At 71.9% G+C, this 18,260-nt stretch carries 17 protein-coding genes; 11 read left to right on the top strand and 6 right to left on the bottom strand.

Annotated elements, in window-relative coordinates; genetic code table 11:
* Positions 1–230: 230 nt before the first annotated feature.
* From ABT085_RS29110 to ABT085_RS29095, 4 genes are read left to right on the top strand one after another with little or no spacing between them, the layout of a single operon-like run.
* Entirely contained in the window at positions 231–2,627 is a 2,397-nt protein-coding gene (locus ABT085_RS29110; RefSeq protein ID WP_351614217.1) for a peptidoglycan recognition protein family protein, read from the top strand.
* 44 nt (positions 2,628–2,671) lie between these two features.
* Complete coding sequence (locus tag ABT085_RS29105; protein ID WP_351614214.1) at positions 2,672–3,073, top strand: helix-turn-helix transcriptional regulator; 402 nt, start codon at positions 2,672–2,674, stop codon at positions 3,071–3,073.
* Positions 3,074–3,083: 10 nt separating this feature from the next.
* Entirely contained in the window at positions 3,084–3,509 is a 426-nt protein-coding gene (locus ABT085_RS29100; protein ID WP_351614211.1) for a VOC family protein, read from the top strand.
* A gap of 22 nt (positions 3,510–3,531) precedes the next feature.
* Complete coding sequence (locus ABT085_RS29095) at positions 3,532–4,275, top strand: VOC family protein (protein WP_351614208.1); 744 nt, start codon at positions 3,532–3,534, stop codon at positions 4,273–4,275.
* A gap of 7 nt (positions 4,276–4,282) precedes the next feature.
* Here ABT085_RS29095 and ABT085_RS29090 read toward each other — a convergent pair whose 3' ends face one another.
* From ABT085_RS29090 to ABT085_RS29080, 3 genes are all read right to left on the bottom strand, one after another.
* Complete coding sequence (locus ABT085_RS29090) at positions 4,283–4,621, bottom strand: DUF952 domain-containing protein (protein WP_351614204.1); 339 nt, start codon at positions 4,619–4,621, stop codon at positions 4,283–4,285.
* Positions 4,622–5,306: 685 nt separating this feature from the next.
* Positions 5,307–6,428 carry a family 2 encapsulin nanocompartment cargo protein polyprenyl transferase gene (locus ABT085_RS29085; RefSeq protein ID WP_351614201.1) on the bottom strand — a complete coding sequence of 374 codons (1,122 nt, stop codon included), beginning with the start codon at positions 6,426–6,428 and terminating at the stop codon, positions 5,307–5,309.
* 121 nt (positions 6,429–6,549) lie between these two features.
* Positions 6,550–7,956, bottom strand: coding sequence for a family 2B encapsulin nanocompartment shell protein (locus ABT085_RS29080; protein WP_351614198.1), 1,407 nt, complete (start codon positions 7,954–7,956; stop codon positions 6,550–6,552).
* A gap of 216 nt (positions 7,957–8,172) precedes the next feature.
* Here ABT085_RS29080 and ABT085_RS29075 point away from each other — a divergent pair, with 216 nt between their 5' ends.
* Positions 8,173–9,069 (top strand): 1-aminocyclopropane-1-carboxylate deaminase/D-cysteine desulfhydrase, encoded by an 897-nt coding sequence (locus tag ABT085_RS29075; protein ID WP_351614195.1) that lies wholly within the window; start codon positions 8,173–8,175, stop codon positions 9,067–9,069.
* A gap of 85 nt (positions 9,070–9,154) precedes the next feature.
* On the opposite strand, the gene ABT085_RS29070 is transcribed toward ABT085_RS29075, so the two are convergent.
* Positions 9,155–10,750 (bottom strand): Na+/H+ antiporter, encoded by a 1,596-nt coding sequence (locus ABT085_RS29070; RefSeq protein ID WP_351614192.1) that lies wholly within the window; start codon positions 10,748–10,750, stop codon positions 9,155–9,157.
* Between the two features lie 61 nt (positions 10,751–10,811).
* On the opposite strand from ABT085_RS29070, the gene ABT085_RS29065 reads away from it, so the two are divergent.
* The 3 genes from ABT085_RS29065 to ABT085_RS29055 all read left to right on the top strand — a co-directional run bounded on the left by ABT085_RS29065 (position 10,812) and on the right by ABT085_RS29055 (position 12,864).
* Positions 10,812–11,072: a UBP-type zinc finger domain-containing protein gene (locus tag ABT085_RS29065; RefSeq protein WP_351614189.1), complete on the top strand. Its 261-nt coding sequence runs from the start codon at positions 10,812–10,814 to the stop codon at positions 11,070–11,072.
* A gap of 272 nt (positions 11,073–11,344) precedes the next feature.
* Positions 11,345–11,758, top strand: a complete 414-nt coding sequence (locus ABT085_RS29060; RefSeq protein ID WP_015657891.1) for an ATP-binding protein — start codon at positions 11,345–11,347, stop codon at positions 11,756–11,758.
* A complete protein-coding gene (locus ABT085_RS29055; RefSeq protein ID WP_351614186.1) occupies positions 11,755–12,864 on the top strand; it encodes an RNA polymerase sigma factor SigF in 1,110 nt (369 codons plus the stop codon). Before ABT085_RS29060 ends, ABT085_RS29055 begins: the two co-directional genes overlap by 4 nt.
* Positions 12,865–12,867: 3 nt before the next feature.
* On the opposite strand, the gene ABT085_RS29050 is transcribed toward ABT085_RS29055, so the two are convergent.
* Positions 12,868–13,338 carry a hypothetical protein gene (locus tag ABT085_RS29050; protein WP_351614183.1) on the bottom strand — a complete coding sequence of 157 codons (471 nt, stop codon included), beginning with the start codon at positions 13,336–13,338 and terminating at the stop codon, positions 12,868–12,870.
* Positions 13,339–13,454: 116 nt separating this feature from the next.
* Between ABT085_RS29050 and ABT085_RS29045 the strand changes: the two genes are divergently transcribed.
* Both ABT085_RS29045 and ABT085_RS29040 read left to right on the top strand, forming a co-directional pair.
* A complete protein-coding gene (locus ABT085_RS29045; RefSeq protein WP_351614180.1) occupies positions 13,455–14,423 on the top strand; it encodes a diacylglycerol/lipid kinase family protein in 969 nt (322 codons plus the stop codon).
* 317 nt (positions 14,424–14,740) lie between these two features.
* Positions 14,741–14,998, top strand: a complete 258-nt coding sequence (locus ABT085_RS29040) for a WhiB family transcriptional regulator (protein ID WP_003992873.1) — start codon at positions 14,741–14,743, stop codon at positions 14,996–14,998.
* 201 nt (positions 14,999–15,199) lie between these two features.
* Here the strand turns inward: ABT085_RS29040 and ABT085_RS29035 are convergent, their stop codons facing one another.
* Positions 15,200–16,675, bottom strand: a complete 1,476-nt coding sequence (locus tag ABT085_RS29035) for a sensor histidine kinase (protein WP_351614177.1) — start codon at positions 16,673–16,675, stop codon at positions 15,200–15,202.
* A 691-nt stretch (positions 16,676–17,366) separates the two neighbouring features.
* On the opposite strand from ABT085_RS29035, the gene nagB reads away from it, so the two are divergent.
* Positions 17,367–18,152, top strand: a complete 786-nt coding sequence (gene nagB / locus ABT085_RS29030; protein ID WP_351614175.1) for a glucosamine-6-phosphate deaminase — start codon at positions 17,367–17,369, stop codon at positions 18,150–18,152.
* Positions 18,153–18,260: the final 108 nt, after the last annotated feature.

Below are 18,260 nucleotides of genomic sequence, written 5' to 3'. Positions count from 1 at the left end.
GACGCCCTGTCAGGCGTCCGGGGCGGGCCGGGTGCGGTGCTTCATGGGGCGTTCGCGCTGTTGCGCACGGTGCATGTGGTGCGCGAGGTGCGCGAGGTGTCGTAACTGCCGCGCACATGACGATTCGGGCACCCCGCTCCTTCGTTGGTTGAACTCTCATATAGCTTTTGTCTGCGTCATACATGTGATGCACACGAGGGGATACGAGGGGACAGGGGCAGGGGCGGGGCATGAGACGTCGTGGGTGGGGTGCGGCCGTTGTGGCGGTCGCGGCAGTGACCGGAACGCTGGTCTTCCAGTGGATCGGCGACGCAGACGGTTCGGGGGACGAGGGGAAGTCCGGGCCGATCCGGACCAGTACGACGACGGCCGCGCTGACGGTGTCCGGAGACGGCACGTCGGCCCGGCTGGACCGGCGCGACACCGCGCCCTTCAGTCTGCTCGGGGTCAGCTGGACCGACCCGGCCGCACACGTGACCGGCACCGTCGAGGCCCGGGCCCGGAGCACGGCGAACGGCACGTGGTCCAAGTGGCAGCGGCTCGACGGCAACAGCGGGGACGGCGCGCAGGACGCGTCCCGCGGCGGCACCGCCCCTACGTGGTTCGGCCCGTCCGACGGGGTGGAGGTGCGGATGTCCGGCGGGTCGTCCCGGCGGCTCCCCGAGGGTCTGCGGGTGGCCATGGTCGATCCCGGCAGCAGTACGACCTCTCGGCTGGAGCCGGCCGGCTTCGTGATGGACCCGGTCGATCCCACCGATACCGCGGACCCGGTCACCCCGGACCCGCCGTCGGAGCCGGCCTCCGCCGACCCGTCCGCGCCCGAGTCCGCCGAGCCCCCGCCGGCCGAGACGACCTCCGCCGCGCCCACGGAGACGACGGTTCCGGCCCAGAGCCCGAGCGTCTCCCCCTCCGTCTCCGCGCCGGCCTCGGCCACGCCGAGCGCCTCGGCGGTGTCGGCGCCCCCGGCCCCGGCGTCCTCCGCGCCGCGCCCGCCGATCACCTCACGGGCGGGCTGGGGCGCGGACGAGTCCATCAGCCCCGAGGAGCCCGGCTATCTGCCCGGCGGGAAGATCAAGGCGGTGGTGCTCCACCACACGGCCACCTCCAACGACGCCAGCTGCGCCGACACCCCGGCCCTCATCCGCTCCATCTACGCCTACGACGTGCAGGAGCTGACCTGGAAGGACATCGGCTACAACTTCCTCGTCGACAAGTGCGGCACGATCTACGAGGGCCGCAAGGGCGGGGTGGACCGGCCGGTGATGGGCGCGCACGCCTACGGCTTCAACTCCGAGACCACCGGTATCGCGATCATCGGTGACTACAGCACCCTCGCCCCGTCGAGGGAGGCGATGACCTCGGTCGCGCGGCTCGCCGCGTGGAAGCTCGGCCAGTACGGCGTCGACCCGACCGGCACCACCACGCTCACCGCGGGCGCGGCCGGTCCGAACTACTTCCGCCAGACGTGGGCCGCGGGCACCAAGATGACCTTCCCGGTCATCCACGGCCACCGGGACGGCTACAACACGGTGTGCCCGGGTGACGCCTACTACAACCTGCTGCCCACGATCCGCGCCTGGGCGGGCGGACCGGTCGAAGGACTCACGCTGGACTCGGTCACCGGCGACGGCATGTCCGGCACCACCGTGCTCACCGGCTCCGCGGTCACCCTGAAGTGGTCGGCCACCACTCCGGCCGTACTGGTCAGGCAGTACGACGTGCTGGTCGACGGCAAGGTCGCGGTCACCGTCGCCGGCTCCGCGACCTCCGCGCGGGTCGACCTGGCGCCGGGCACCCACAAGGTCGCCGTGCAGGGCGTCCACCAGTCCGGCTGGGCCGCGGTCAGCACGGACGTCACCGTGCTCGCCGAGCCCGCCCCGGCCACCACGGCTGCCACCACCCCGGCCGCCACACCCACCACCCCGGTGCCGACGACCACGCCCACCACCCCGGCGCCGTCCACCACGCCCACCACGAAGCCCGGCGCCACCGCCGACAAGACCCCGCCCGCCTTCTCCACCAAGCCGAACCTCGCCCTGGGGCTCGGCACGGTGAACACCACGGCCGTCCCGCTCGCCCTGAAGTGGAAGGCCGCCGACGCGGGCGGCCTGAAGGAGGTCCGTCTCACCGCGCCGGTCGCGAAGACGTACGGCCCGACGGTCCTGAGCGCGAACCTCACCGCGAAGCCCGGTGTGGCGACGACCTGGAAGATGACCGCGTACGACCGGGCGGGCAACACCGCCTCGGCCTCCGTGAGCGGCACCCCCGTGCTCCTCCAGGAGACCTCGGCCACGAGGACGGGCACCTGGACGGCCAAGTCGTCGACCAGCTACCTGGGCGGCAAGTCGTACGGCAGCTCCACCAAGAACGCCTCGCTGACCTGGACCTTCACCGGCCGCTCGGCGGCCCTGGTGGTCTCGCGCGCCACGACCTCCGGACAGGTCTACGTCTACGTGGACGGCGTGAAGACCGCCACCGTGGACCTGAAGTCGTCGACGACGAAGTACCGCGACGCGATCTGGACGAAGACCTGGTCCGCCAGTGCCAAGCACACGGTGAAGATCGTGGTCGTCGGCACCGCGGGCCGCCCGGCGGTCACCACCGACGGGCTGGTCTACCTGAAGTAGCCCGCCCCGAGACCCTTCGGGGGCCACCGTGCCATGCTGGTGCGGTGGCCCTCGAAGATCTGGTCCGGTTGCGGCAGGCGCGTGACCGCATGGACCGTGAGTACGCCGAGCCGCTCGACATCGCCGCGCTCGCGCGTACCGCGCTGATGTCCCCCGGACACTTCCAGCGCAGCTTCCGGGAGGCGTACGGCGAGACGCCGTACGCCTACCTCATGACCCGCCGGGTCGAGCGCGCCAAGACCCTGCTGCGCCGCGGCGACCTCAGTGTGACCGAGGTGTGCCTCGCGGTCGGCTGTACGTCGCTGGGCTCCTTCAGCTCCCGGTTCACCGAACTGGTCGGCGAGACCCCGAGCGCCTACCGGGCCCGCTCGCACGGCTCGCACGAGGACCTCGCGGCGATCCCGCCCTGCGTGGCGCGTACCTTCACCCGCCCGAGACGATCGTAGGTTCGAGACCATGGACCTGAAACTCAAGCAGTGCTTCATCGCCGTGGACGACCACGACAAGGCGCTCGCGTTCTACCGCGACGTCCTCGGCATGGAGGTGCGCAACGACGTCGGCTTCGAGAACATGCGCTGGGTGACCGTCGGCTCGCCGCTCCAGCCGGACGTGGAGATCGTGCTGGAGCCGCCGGGCGCGAGCCCTGACGCCTCCCCGGCCGACCGGGAGGCGATGGCCCGGCTGCTGGCCAAGGGCATGCTGCGCGGCGTCATCTTCACCACCACGGACTGCGAGGCGCTGTGCGAGCGCGTCCAGGACGCCGGTTACGACCTGCTCCAGGAGCCGACGGACCAGCCGTACGGAGTGCGCGACTGCGCGTTCCGGGACCCGGCGGGGAACATGCTGCGGTTCATCCAGCGAAACGACCGACCTGCGCCGTAGGGCCGTTGCCTACGATCCCCGCATGGACATCCGCTGGACGTACGCCTTCGTGGACCGGCCCGCCGCGCACCTGGACCGGGCCCACGCCTTCTGGACCGCCGTCACCGGCACCGGACTGTCGCAACCGAGGGGCGAGCACGGCGAGTTCGCGACCCTGCTGCCGAAGGGCGCCGACGCCTGCGTGAAGGTGCAGGGGGTCGCCGGCGGGGACGGCGGCGCGCACTTCTGCCTCTGTGTCGAGGACGTGGCCCGGTTCGCGGCCGAGGCGCTGCGGCTCGGCGCGCGGACGGTCGCCGAGCACGCGGGCTGGACCGTACTGCGTTCGCCCGGCGGGCCGTTGTTCTGCGTGGTGCCTTGGCACGGCGAGGCGGTCCGGCCTCCCGTGGTGCGGGGCAGCCGTCTCGACCAGGTCAGCCTCGACCTGCCGCCGTCGGTGTACGAGGCCGAAATCGCCTTCTGGAGCGCCCTGTTGCCCGGCTGGGAGGCACGGCCCGGCTCGCTCCCCGAGTTCCATGTGATCGCGCCGCCGGCCGGGCTGCCGGTGCGTATCCTCCTGCAACGCCTGGACGAGGAGCGCCCGGCCTCCGCCCATCTGGACCTGGCCTGCGCGGACATCGAAGCGACCGTCGCCGGGCACGAGCGGCTGGGCGCGGTGGTGGTCTCCCGTCACCGGCACTGGACGGTGATGCGGGACCCGGCCGGCGGCACGTACTGCCTCACCGGCCGCGACCCGGAGACCGGCGGCCTGCCCCGCGGTGCGGGCTAGGAACGCGTCACTTCCAGGTCTCCACGTCCACCACGGCGTCCACCGGGATGGGCCCGTACACGTGCGGGAACTCCTCGCCGCCGGGCTCCGGCGCCTCGTACTTCACCGGGGCGCCGAGCCGGGCGGGGTCCACGACCAGGACCACCAGGTCGTCGGGGGCGTCCGGCGCGCCGTACAGGAACGCGGCCACCCGCGGGAGCTGGGCGCGGGTCGAGCAGTGGATGAAGCCCTCCTCGGCGAGGGTGCGGCCACGGGTCGACATGGCGTACGCGCCGGCTTCGCGGGCCGCGTCCCACAGGGCGCGTTCGGTGATGTGCAGGAGGTACGGGTGCGGGTGTTCGGCCATGGGAGCACGCTAGCCCTTCGAACGGGCCTCGTACGACCGCATAAGGCCGTCCACGGGTCCCGGTACGGCCGCGGGCAGGTCCCGGTACGGCCGGGATCTTCTCGCGACCGGTCCGGCTCGTCACGGCCGGCGGGTTCAGGGGCCTTCCGCGCGTCGGCTCGTACGGCCGGCCGGGCCGGTCGCCCGGCCCGTCACGGGGTCCGTCGCGGGACGGGCAGCGGGGCCGGTCGCCGAATCGGTGGCGACACCGGTCGGGGCACCGGATGCCGGGCCCCTCGCGGAACCGGTCCCGAGGCCGCTCGCGGAACCGGCCGGGGAACCGGTCGCGGTGCCGGGTTGGTCCGCCGGGACGGCGCCGCCACCGGCGTACGCCTCGCAGGCGCGGTTGCGGCACGGGCCGGGGCCCCACACCGGAACCCAGACGCCCAGCGTCTTGTACCGCCGGGCGGCTGTCCGGACGGGCTGTCCACAGACGGGACAGACTTGTTCGTCTCTGTCCATGTCATCAGCGTAGGGCGGACGCGCGCTCGGCGCTCCCGGCCGTGACCGCCCCACCGGCGGACCGCGGGCCCCGCACCCCGTGGGGAGGTTCGGGACCCGCGGCACCGGAGCCCCCGTGACCGCCTCGGCCCGGCGGGATCGGGAGCCGCGTGACCCGGCCGACTCCGGGTCACCGGACCCGCGCTCAGTCGCTGCGCCGGGTCACGTACTCGGCCAGGGCGAGCAGGCCGCCCGCGCACTCCGGTTCCGGAATCACCCGGGCCAGTTCACCCATCGCCCGGGACATCCGGTCGGCTGCCTGGCTCTGCGCCCAGTCCCGGCCGCCGGCCCGCTCCACGGCGAGCGCGATACGCGCCGTCCCCGCACCGTCCGCCTTCCCGCCCGGCACCGCGTACAGCTCGGCCAGCTCGGCGGCGGCCGGTGTGCCGGAGGTCAGCGCGGCGACCACGGGCAGCGACTTCTTGCGGGCGGTCAGGTCCGCTCCGGCGGGCTTGCCGGTGCGGTAGGGATCGCCCCAGATGCCGATCACGTCGTCGATGAGCTGGAAGGCCAGCCCGGCCTGGCGGCCGAACGTGTCGAGCGCGTCGACGTCGTCCTCGGCGGCCCCCGCGTACAGCGCGCCCAGGGCGCAGGCACACCCCAGGAGCGCTCCCGTCTTGGCCTCGGCCATGGCGAGCACCTCGTCGAGGGTGACGTCGGCCGGGTCGCGCCCCTCCAGGGCCGTGTCCGCCTGCTGTCCGGCGCACAGTTCGACCACACATGCCGCGAGCCGGGCGGCAGCCGCCCCGGCCGCCGGGTGCGGGTCCTCGGCGAGCAGCCCGAGCGCCAGCGCCTGGACAGCGTCACCGGCGAGGATGGCGTCAGGGTCGCCGAACACGGTCCAGGCGGTGGGCCGGTGCCGACGTGTGGTGTCGCGGTCCATCACGTCGTCGTGCAGCAGCGTGAAGTTGTGGATCAGCTCCACCGCTGCGGCCGCCCGCACGGCGCTCTCCCGTGCGCCCGGCCCGCCGAGCGCGGCGGCCGCGGTGAGCACGAGCGCGGGGCGTATCGCCTTGCCCGCGTGGGCCGCCGCCGGTGTGCCGTCGGCGTGCTCCCAGCCGAAGTGGTACAGCGCGACCCGGCGCATGGAACCGGGTAGCGAGTCGAGAGCCGCGCGCAGCTCGGGGTCGACCGAGGCCCTCGCCCGCTCCAGGATCGCCGCCGCCTCGTGCCCGTCGGCCGGAGCGGGCCGCCCGCGCCCCGGGGTCGCGATGGTCGTCCGCTGTTCGAGCGTCTCGGTTCTCCCCTGTGTCGTGAACTCGGTCATGGAATCCCCTTCGAAGCAGCGGCGCACGTCGGCGCGTCGGACGCTTCCGCCCCGGCCGGGCGCACCCCCCTGGCGTGCGCCCGGCCGTACGCGCCGGAACCCGAGGTCCCGGCAGGCGAGTTCACCGCCAGCGGCCGATCTCGACGTTCTCCAGGACGCCGAGGGCGTCCGGCACCAGGACCGCGGCCGAGTAGTAGGCCGTCACCAGGTAGTTGATGATCGACTGTTCGTTGATGCCCATGAACCGCACCGACAGGCTCGGCTCGATCTCGTCCGGGATGCCGGACTGGCGCAGGCCGACGACGCCCTGCTCCTCCTGGCCCAGGCGCATCGCGATGATGGAACTGGTCCGGGCCTCGGTGACCGGGATCTTGTTGCACGGGTAGATCGGGACGCCGCGCCAGGTGGGAATGCGGTTCCCGCCGACGTCGATCGTCTCGGGGACGAGTCCGCGCTTGTTGAGTTCGCGGCCGAACGCGGAGATCGCGCGCGGGTGGGCGAGGAACAGCTTCGTGCCGCGCCGCCTGCTGAGCAGCTCGTCCATGTCGTCCGGGCTGGGGACGCCGTCGTGCGGCTGGAGCCGCTGGTCGTACTCGCAGTTGTGCAGCAGCCCGAACTGCCGGTTGTTGACCAGCTCGTGCTCCTGGCGTTCCTTCAGCGCCTCGACGGTGAGCCTCAACTGCTGCTCTGTCTGGTTCATCGGCTGGTTGTAGAGGTCCGCCACGCGCGTGTGGATGCGCAGGACGGTCTGGGCGATGCTCAGTTCGTACTCGCGCGGCCTGGCGTCGTAGTCGACGAAGGTGTGCGGGATCTCGGCCTCGCCGGAGTGGCCGGCCGCGAGGTCGACGGCCTTCTCGCCGTACTTGTTGGTCCGCTGCTCGGGGATGGCGCGCAGCCGCCCGATGTGCTCGCCCAGCGTCTCGGCGCGCTCCGCGATCTGGTCGAGGTCCTGGCGGGACAGGATCAGGACCGTGCAGGCGGTGTCCGCGCGGGCGGTGTACTCCCAGATGGCCTCCGGGTCGACCAGCGCAGCCTCCCCGAAGTAGGCGCCGTCGGCGAGGACGCCCAGCACGGCGTCGTCGCCGTAGGGGCCGGTGCCGATCTTCTCCACCCTGCCGTGCGCCAGCAGGTACACCTCGTCCGTGCGGCTGCCGAACGAGGCGATCAGCTCGCCCGGGGCGTACTCCCGCTGCCGGCAGCGCTGGGCCAGCTCGGCCAGCACCTCCTCGTCCTCGTAGTCCCGCAGGGCGGGCAGTTCGCCCAGCTCGGCGGGGATGACCTCCACCCGGTCCCCCGTCTTCACGAACGTGATGCGGCCGTCACCGACCGCGTAGGTCAGGCGCCGGTTCACCCGGTACGTGCCGCCCTGCACGTCCACCCAGGGCAGCATGCGCAGCAGCCAGCGCGAGCTGATCTCCTGCATCTGGGGAGCGGACTTGGTGGTGGTGGCCAGGTTCCGCGCTGCGGCCGTGCCGAGGCTCTGCTGCGGCTTGCCCTGATCCGTGCGGACCTCTTCGCCTACCGACATTCTGAATTGCCCTCCCGTCATGCACCGGTGCCGTTCGCACCGGGCACCGATCTCGCGGACCAGCCTTCCATCACGGAGCGTGGCGGTGCTATTACCCGAAAGAGCGGGAATGGATCACCGGGCGGCGGGGCATGAAGAGCGATCCCGGGCGGCCGCCCCGCCGCCGTGCCCGTGGGGCGGCCGCCCCGATCAGGACAGGTGTCCGACAATGGCGGGGTGACCGGCTCCGATCTCCTCGCCTCCCTGCGGCCCCGGCTGCCCTCGCCGCTCCAGGAGGCCGAGGACGCCCGGTTCGCCCGGCACGGCGTCCGGCTGCTGCTCAAGCGCGACGATCTGATCCACCCGGAGCTGATCGGCAACAAGTGGCGCAAGCTGGCGCCGAACCTCGAAGCGGCGGCGGGACGGCCGATCGTCACGTTCGGGGGCGCGTACTCCAATCATCTGCGTGCCACCGCCGCGGCCGGCCGCCTCCTGGGGCTGCGCACGACCGGTGTGGTCCGGGGGCAGGAGCTGGCCGACCGTCCCCTCAACCCCTGTCTGGCCCGCTGTGCGGCCGACGGGATGCGGCTGCACTTCGTCGACAGGTCGACGTACCGCGCGAAGGCCGAGCCGCGGACCCTGGCCGCGATCCTGCGGGCGGTCCACGCCGAGGACGCCCTTGTCGTCCCCGAGGGCGGCAGCAACGCCGAGGCGGTCCGGGGCTGCGTCTCCCTCGGCGGCGAGCTGAGCGGCCTCGCCGACGTGGTCGCCGTCGCCTGCGGCACCGGCGGCACCCTGGCCGGTCTGGCCGCCGGGCTCGCCCCCGGCCAGCGCGCCCTGGGCATACCGGTGCTCAAGGGCGGCTTCCTGACCGCCGAGACACGGGTGCTCCAGGAGCGGGCGTTCGGCGGCCGCCGCGGCGACTGGTCCCTCGACGACCGCTTCCACTTCGGCGGCTACGCCCGCACCACCCCCGAACTCGACGCCTTCGCGGCGGACTTCGAACAGCGCCACGGGCTGCCCGTCGAGCGTCTCTATGTCGCCAAGTTGCTGTACGGACTTGTCGCCCTCGCCGACGAGGGCCGGCTGGCGCCGGGAAGCACCCTCGCGGCGGTGATCACCGGCCGCCCGTGACCCGTGGGCGCACGCCCCTCACGGGCGGCCGGCCGAGGCCCCCGTGCGTCGCGCACACCCGCTCCCGCCGGTCGCGGACGGCTGCTCACGCCGCCTCCCGGTAGGCCGCCGCCTCCTCCAGGTCCAGCCGGCGCAGCAGGATGCGCAGCATCTCGTCGTCGATGTAGCGGCCGTCGCGCAGCTTCACGAAGACCTCGCGCTCGGTGCCGATCATCTCCCTCGACAGCCGGCGGTAGGTGTCGTCGACGGTCTCGCCGGTGATTGCGTTGACCTGGCCGAGCCGTTCCCAGACGGCGTTGCGGCGGCGCTCCAGGACCATGCGCAGACGGTCGGCGAGCGGGGGCGGGAGCGCGTTGCGCTCGTCGGCGAGGAGTTCCTCCAGGTGCCGTTCGGCGGCACGGGAGGCCTGCGCCTGTGCGTTGGCCTCGGCGAGGGTGGCGGCCTGCGGGTCGGGCGTGGGGAGCTTCAGCAGCCGGATCAGCGGGGGCAGGGTCAGCCCCTGCACCACCAGGGTGCCGATGACGGTGGTGAAGGTCAGGAAGAGGATCATGTTGCGCTGCGGGAAGGGCGCGCCGCCGTGCACGGTCATCGGGATCGAGAAGGCGATGGCCAGGGAGACCACGCCGCGCATCCCGGCCCAGGAGGTGATCATCGCCCCCTTCCAGGTGGGGTTCTCCTCGCGTTCCCGGATCCGCGCCGACAGCAGTCGCGGCAGGAAGGCCGCCGGGTACACCCACACGAACCGGGCCGCGACGACCACCAGGAAGAGGACCACCGCGTACCCGGCGGCGTCGGCGCCCTCGTCCGCGCCGAGTCCGCGCACGACGACGGGCAGCTGGAGGCCGATCAGCGCGAAGACCGCCGACTCCAGGACGAAGGCGACCATCTTCCACACCGCCTCCTCCTGGAGCCGGGTGGCGAAGTCGACCTCCCACGCGCGGTGTCCCAGATAGAGGGCGACGACGACCACGGCGAGGACCCCGGAGGCATGGAACTGCTCGGCGACCGCGTAGGCGACGAACGGGATCAGCAGGGACAGCGTGTTCTGGAGGAGGGGTTCCGTCAGGTGCGTGCGCAGCCAGTGCAGCGGCGCCATCAGGACCAGGCCGACCCCGACGCCGCCGACCGCCGCGACCAGGAACTCGCCGACACCGCCGGCCCAGGTGGCGCCCTCGCCGACGGCGGCCGCGAGGGCCACCTTGTAGGCGGTGATGGCGGTGGCGTCGTTGAGGAGCGACTCGCCCTGGAGGATCGTGGTGATCCGGGAGGGAAGCCCGACCCGGCGGGCCACCGCCGTGGCCGCGACCGCGTCCGGCGGCGCCACCACCGCGCCCAGCACCAGCGCCGCCGTCAGCGGCATCCCCGGTACGAGCCGGTACACCGCCCAGCCGACCACGAAGGTCGCGAAGAGCACGTACCCGACCGACAGCAGCGCCACGGGCCGCAGCTGGGCGCGCAGGTCGAGGTAGGAGCTGTCGGTGGCCGACGTGTACAGCAGCGGGGGCAGCAGCAGCGGCAGGACGACGTCCGGGTCGAGGGTGTAGTCCGGCACCCCCGGCAGGTACGACACCAGCAGGCCGACCGCGACCAGCAGCAGCGGCGCCGGCACCGGGGTGCGCCGGGCCGCCGCGGCGATCGCGGCACTCCCCGCCACCAGCAACAGCAGTGGCATCACGTCCATGATCCTCGCCCGCCCTCGTTTTCCGCGCCGCCGACCGTGCGGCCGTCGTAATCTGGCAATCATGAAACAGTGCACGCACTCGGACGCACTCCCGCACCCGGAACCCGAGGCACTCACCGTCACGTGTTCGGAGTGCCTGGCGGCCGGCACACACCCGGTGCAGCTGCGCCTGTGCCTGACGTGCGGCCACGTCGGCTGCTGCGACTCGTCGCCGGGGCGGCACGCCACAGGACATCACGTGGACTCCGGCCACCCGGTGATGCGGACCTTCGAGCCGGGTGAGGACTGGCGCTGGTGCTTCGTGGATCACGTCCTCGTGTGACCCCGGACGGGCGCCCGCGAGACCGTCCGACGGGTACGGTTCGACCGTCTGACGTCTGGGTACGTCAACCCGGCGCGCGCTCTTCCCATTTGGGCCCGCAAACCCCTAGCCACGGAGCGTATCCGTAGGTTTACTATGAGTGACAGCAAGGGGTTGGGGTCCGGGGGACAGCAAAGTCGGGCGCGCGGTAGCGTCACCGCTGAACCACACTTCGTGTCACCCCGGGGGGCGACCCTCGGCCCCGAATAGCTTGTACCACCTTGGAGGTGAGGGTGTCCCAGATCGCAGGCGAGCCCGCGACCCAGGACTTCGTGGAAGTCCGGCTGCCGGCTGCGGGTGCCTACCTGTCGGTGCTGCGGACGGCCACGGCCGGCCTCGCGGCCCGTTTGGACTTCACCCTGGACGAGATCGAGGACCTGCGCATCGCCGTGGACGAGGCCTGCGCGATCCTGCTCCAGCAGGCCGTGCCGGGCTCCGTGCTCAGCTGCGTCTTCCGACTCGTCGACGACTCGCTCGAAGTGACCGTCTCCGCGCCGACCACCGATGGTCACGCTCCGTCACGGGACACCTTCGCCTGGACCGTGCTGTCCGCCCTCGCGGGCAAGGTCTCCTCCGCCGTGGACGACGACAAGACCGTGTCGATCAGCCTCTACAAACAGCGCGGCGCGGGACCCGGGCCGGCGTGAGGAACGGGGACGGGCCGGTGCGGGACGAAGAGCGCGGCGCACGGGGGCTGCCGCCCGAGAACACCGACCTGGACGGCTCCCGGCGCATGGCGGACGGCATCGACGGAATCCCCGAGCCGGCCCGGCCGCATCCGGAGGAACACACCTCGGAGGAGGGTCTCCCGGACGACGACGGGCAGCGGGATCGGGAAGGTGCCGTGCAGAGCGCGCCTCGGGAGCGGCGGTCCGGGGGCTTGCCCGGCCGGGCCGAGGCGAGAGCTCGGGGAAGGGCAACGGGCGGGACGATGAGCGAGCACGAGCGAGACGAGAAGCCGGACGCGCAGAGCGCGCCGCAGGCCACGCAGCACGACCCACAGGACCGCAGCGGAGCACGGGCCCTGTTCGTCGAGCTGCGCCAGCTCAAGGAGGGCAGCGCCGAGTACGCGGAGCTGCGCAACCGGCTGGTCCGCATGCATCTGCCGCTCGTCGAGCATCTCGCGCGGCGCTTCCGCAACCGCGGCGAGCCGCTCGACGACCTCACCCAGGTCGCCACCATCGGCCTGATCAAGTCGGTCGACCGCTTCGACCCGGAGCGCGGTGTCGAGTTCTCGACGTACGCGACGCCCACGGTCGTCGGCGAGATCAAGCGGCACTTCCGCGACAAGGGCTGGGCGGTGCGCGTGCCCCGCCGGCTCCAGGAGCTGCGCCTCGCCCTCACCACGGCGACCGCGGAGCTCTCGCAGCAGCACGGCCGCTCGCCGACGGTGCACGAGCTCGCCGAGAAGCTGGCCATCTCGGAGGAGGAGGTCCTGGAGGGCCTGGAGTCCGCGAACGCGTACTCCACGCTGTCCCTGGACGTCCCCGACACCGACGACGAGTCCCCGGCGGTCGCCGACACCCTCGGCGCGGAGGACGAGGCGCTGGAGGGCGTGGAGTACCGGGAGTCGCTCAAGCCGCTCCTGGAGGACCTCCCGCCGCGCGAGAAGCGGATCCTGCTGCTGCGGTTCTTCGGCAACATGACCCAGTCGCAGATCGCGCAGGAGGTCGGCATCTCCCAGATGCATGTCTCCCGGCTGCTGGCGCGCACCCTGGCGCAGCTGCGGGAGAAGCTGCTCGTGGAGGAGTAGCGGCTACTTCGGCTCGTCCTGCTGCCGCGCGTTTCCGGGCCCCCGGATCCCGAGGGCCCGGGTCGTCTCCGCGTTGACGAGCAGTACGAGCGAGGCGACGGCCGCGATCGCCAGCGCGATACCGGCCGGGATCGCCGCGCTGTCGGCCTGGAGCAGGGTGTAGGCCACGGGCAGGGCCATGATCTGCGTGATGAGGGCGGGGCCCCGGCTCCAGCTGCGCCGGCCGAGCAGGCCGCGGGCGGCGAGCAGCGGCAGCAGGGAGAGCGCGATCAGCGTCGCCCCGCCGGTCACCCCCTGGGTGCGGTCGGCCGAGTCGCCGGTGAGCCCGAGCACCAGGATCCACACGCCTCCGACGAGCAGCGCGAGTCCTTCGAGGGCGGAGAGCGCGGCGGCGTACGTCAGCCGCCGCGGGCGGGGGCCGGCGTTCTCCGGCGTGATCTCGGTCTCGGAACTGGAGGGGCTCTGGCTGCTCACCCGAGAAGGGTAGCCCGGTCAGCCAGGCCTTCCGTGTCGAGCCTCACGTCCCCGTCTCTTACCGGATCCCTACCTCGGTCTGGGCCGGGTACCACCCAGTAGGTACGCTGCACCCCATGCGTGCACTTCTCGTGGTCAATCCGGCGGCAACCACCACAAGCGCACGTACGCGCGATGTGCTGATCCACGCGCTCGCGAGCGAGATGAAGCTCGAGGTGGCCACCACCGAGTACCGGGGGCACGCGCGCGACCTGGGCCGCGAGGCGGCCGAGAGCGACGACGTCGAGCTGGTCGTGGCGCTGGGCGGCGACGGCACGGTCAACGAGGTCGTCAACGGTCTGCTGCACTCCGGCCCGGACCCGGACCGGCTGCCCGGCCTCGCCGTGGTCCCCGGCGGCTCCACGAACGTCTTCGCCCGCGCCCTGGGGCTGCCGAACGACGCCGTCGAGGCGACCGGCGCCCTGCTGGACGCCCTGCGCGAGGGCCGCGAGCGCACGGTCGGTCTCGGTCTCACCTCGGGTACGCCCGGCACCGACGACGAGTCCGTCCCGTCCCGCTGGTTCACCTTCAACGCGGGCCTGGGTTTCGACGCGGGCGTGGTCGGCCGGGTCGAGCAGCAGCGCGAGCAGGGCAGGAAGTCGACGCACGCGCTGTACGTGCGTCAGGTCGTCCGGCAGTTCCTCGGTGAGCAGCACCGGCGGCGCGGCACGATCGCGGTGGAGCGGCCCGGCGAGGACGCGGTCACCGATCTGGTGGTCGCCATAGTCTCGAACACGTCCCCCTGGACGTATCTCGGCAATCGCCCCATGTACACGTCGCCTAAGGCCTCGTTCGATAAGGGGCTCGACGTACTCGGTCTCAGCCGCCTGTCCACGGCCGCGGTTGCCCGGTATGGCACGCAGTTGCTCACTTCGTCCCCGGAGCGGGGACCCCATGGCAGGCATGCGACCTCACTGCACGACCTTGACCAGTTCACCTTGCATTCGAAGGTGCCACTGCCCCTCCAGATGGACGGCGACCACCTCGGACTGCGTACGAGCGTGACGTTCACAGGCGTTCGCCGTGCACTGCGTGTGATTGTGTGAGCGGAACGGGCCAAAGTCCTTTCACTCGAACGTTTAGGCCAGGATCCACCCCATGGAAGTACGGCTGTGACCTAGTCGACACCGAGGAATCAAAAAAAACTTTCCAGAAGGGGTTGTATCCGCCGTCGAGGTTTGCGAGTCTCTTCCTGGCGATCGGGACGGCCCGCAAGACCGGCCTCCACAGATCACCGGAACCCCTCAACGCACAAGGACCACGCCAGAGAACCTGGCGGGCGGCCCTTCACTTGTTGAGGGATTCGTGAAAGCGTTCACATTCACAAGCAACTTGCATGTAATACCAAGGAGAGGTAGCAGCCATGGACTGGCGTCACAACGCCGTTTGCCGCGAGGAAGACCCCGAGCTCTTCTTCCCCATCGGCAACACCGGTCCTGCGCTGCTGCAGATCGAGGAAGCCAAGGCCGTCTGCCGTCGCTGCCCCGTTATCGAGCAGTGTCTGCAGTGGGCGCTCGAGTCCGGCCAGGACTCCGGCGTCTGGGGTGGTCTCAGCGAGGACGAGCGTCGCGCGATGAAGCGCCGCGCCGCCCGCAACCGGGCTCGTCAGGCCTCCGCCTGACCACACCCACCCCGCTAACAGCCTGAGCTTGGCGGCGCGTACAGCGAGTACGCAACTCCCGCCCCCGAGCCGCAGCGCGCAGTACCCCCGATGCGCTTAGCAGTAAAAAGCAGCAACGAGCTTCAGCCCCGGATCACCCAGTGGTCCGGGGCTCAATGCTGTCCGGGGCCGTTCGGGCGAAGGGCGCGGCGGCCACCGCGCCTACTTCTGTGCGCTGACCGGGATGTCCAGGATCACCTGGGTGCCGCGCTCCGGTGCCCGGACCATGTCGAAGGCACCCCCCAACTCCCCCTCCACCAGCGTCCGTACGATCTGGAGGCCGAGGTTGCCCGAGCGGTGCGGGTCGAAGCCCTCGGGCAGACCGACGCCGTCGTCCTGGACGGTGACCAGCAGCCGGCCCTCCTTCGTCGTCCCGCCGCGGACCGCGGAGACCTCGACCGTGCCGGTGTCGCCCTCGCGGAAGCCGTGTTCGAGGGCGTTCTGGAGGATTTCCGTCAGCACCATCGACAGCGGGGTGGCGACCTCCGCGTCCAGGATGCCGAAGCGGCCGGTGCGCCGGCCGGTGACCTTGCCCGGAGAGATCTCCGCGACCATCGCGAGGACACGGTCGGCGATCTCGTCGAACTCCACCCGTTCGTCGAGGTTCTGGGAGAGCGTCTCGTGCACGATCGCGATCGAGCCCACCCGGCGCACGGCCTCCTCCAGCGCCTCGCGCCCGCGCTCGGAGTCGATGCGCCGGGCCTGCAGGCGCAGCAGCGCCGCCACCGTCTGGAGATTGTTCTTCACCCGGTGGTGGATCTCCCGGATGGTCGCGTCCTTGGTGATCAATTCCCGCTCGCGGCGGCGCAGTTCGGTGACGTCACGCAGCAGCACCAGCGAACCGATGCGGGTGCCCTTGGGCTTGAGCGGGATCGCGCGGAACTGGATCACGCCGTCGTTGGCCTCGATCTCGAACTCGCGCGGCGCCCAGCCGCTGGCGACCTTGGCCAGCGCCTCGTCCACCGGGCCCCGGGTCGGGGCGAGTTCGGCGGTGAGCTGGCCCAGGTGCTGGCCGACGAGGTCCGAGGCGAGACCCAGCCGGTGGTAGGCGGAGAGCCCGTTGGGGGACGAGTACTGCACGATGCCGTCCGCGTCGAGGCGGATCAGACCGTCGCCGACACGCGGCGAGGCGTCCATGTCGACCTGCTGCCCGGGGAACGGGAAGGAGCCCGCGGCGATCATCTGCGCCAGGTCGGAGGCGCTCTGGAGGTAGGTGAGCTCCAGGCGGCTCGGGGTGCGCACGGTGAGCAGGTTGGTGTTGCGGGCGATCACGCCGAGGACGCGCCCCTCGCGCCGTACGGGGATCGACTCGACCCGGACCGGGACCTCCTCGCGCCACTCCGGGTCGCCCTCGCGCACGATCCGGCCCTCGTCCAGGGCCGCGTCCAGCATGGGCCGGCGCCCGCGCGGGACGAGGTGGCCGACCATGTCGTCCTGGTAGGAGGTGGGGCCGGTGTTGGGCCGCATCTGGGCGACGGAGACGTACCGGGCGCCGTCGCGGGTGGGCACCCACAGGACCAGGTCGGCGAAGGAGAGGTCGGAGAGCAGCTGCCACTCCGAGACCAGCAGGTGGAGCCACTCGAGGTCGGAGTCGTCGAGGGCCGTGTGCTGGCGTACGAGTTCGTTCATGGAGGGCACGTGTGCGAGCGTACCCGCCGGTCTGACCAGCCCTGAAACAGCCGGTCTGTACCGGTCCAGGAACACCCGCGGGCCGCGGCGCCTGGGAGGGACCCTCAGCCCTCCGCCGGCACCGCAGCCCGGAGCAATATTCGGCCGCGGGGTGTGCGGTCCCGTTCGGCCGAAGGATGAGGAGCCGGGGCAGTCAGGGCAGAGAGCACCGGATCCTCGGTCCGCTCTCCTGTGCGGGGAGAACGGAGGCTCGTTATGTTGTCGTCCGTCTCCAGCATTCTGGACTAGACCACTTGGCCTGTCCATGCGTAGGAGACCGCTTGTTGACGGCGATTCACAGCCGACGCCACGCAGCCTAGCCCGCCGGGGTCACCCGCGGGACCAGATGTTCACGGCAATTTCCGCGACTGCCTCCGGTTCCTCCCGGCTCACCCCTCCCCCGGCCGCCGGGACACACTCTGGGCCACCGCCGCGGTACACCGGGCGACCGGACCCGGCGCGTCGGCGGATCCGCACCGCGCGCCGTACGCCGTCACGGCCGCACCGAACGGCGTCGTCGAACGGCGTCCGCCTGGCGCCGAAGTGACAATGGCCGGGCTCCCTGTCGCCTGGGAGGCAAGGCCCCGCTCTGTTAGATTGGTCTAAACCACATAGCCCTTCCAGCCCCTTCTCCAGCTCTCTCCAGAACGGCAGGCCCAGCGTGGAAGTTGTCATCGTTCCGGACGCCGAATCGGGCGGCGAGCTCATCGCCGAATCCATGGCGCGGCTGCTGCGGCGCAAGCCCGACGCGTTGCTCGGCGTGGCCACCGGCTCGACCCCGCTGCCCGTCTACCAGGCGTTGACGGCGAAGGTGCGCTCCGGCGCCGTGGACGTCTCGCGGGCGCGCATCGCCCAGCTCGACGAGTACGTGGGGCTGCCCGCCGACCACCCGGAGTCCTACCGCTCGGTGCTGCGCCGCGAGGTGCTGGAGCCGCTCGGCGTCGGGATGCCGGCGTTCCTGGGGCCCGACGGCACGGCCGAGGACATCCCGGCGGCCTGTGCGGCCTACGACCGCTCGCTGGCCGAGGCCGGCGGTGTGGACCTCCAGCTGCTCGGGATCGGGACCGACGGGCACATCGGGTTCAACGAGCCCTGCTCCTCGCTCGCCTCGCGCACCCGCATCAAGACGCTGACCCAGCAGACCCGCGTGGACAACGCGCGTTTCTTCGACGGCGACATCGAGCAGGTGCCCCACCACGTCATCACCCAGGGCATCGGCACCATCCTGGAGGCACGGCACCTGGTGCTGCTCGCCACCGGCGAGGGCAAGGCGGACGCGGTCGCCGCGACCGTGGAGGGACCGGTGGCGGCGGTGTGCCCGGCCTCGGCACTCCAGCTCCACCCGCACGCCACGGTCGTCGTCGACGAGGCCGCGGCCTCGAAGCTGAAGCTCGCGCCCTACTTCCGGCAGACCTACGCCGACAAGCCGCAGTGGCAGGGGATCTGACCGGGTCCCGCGGACACCACGAAGGCGCCGGGCTCCCCCCGGGGGGCCCGGCGCCATGTTCGTGGAACACGCGCGAAAGGCAGATAGGAAGAGCGTGGGGGAGGGGAA

It is taken from the genome of Streptomyces sp. NPDC002265 (assembly GCF_040296125.1).
In the GTDB taxonomy this organism is placed as follows: Bacteria; Actinomycetota; Actinomycetes; order Streptomycetales; family Streptomycetaceae; genus Streptomyces.
The sequence above is the reverse complement of the archived record's forward strand: the minus strand, read 5'-3'. Positions and strand labels throughout refer to the sequence as shown.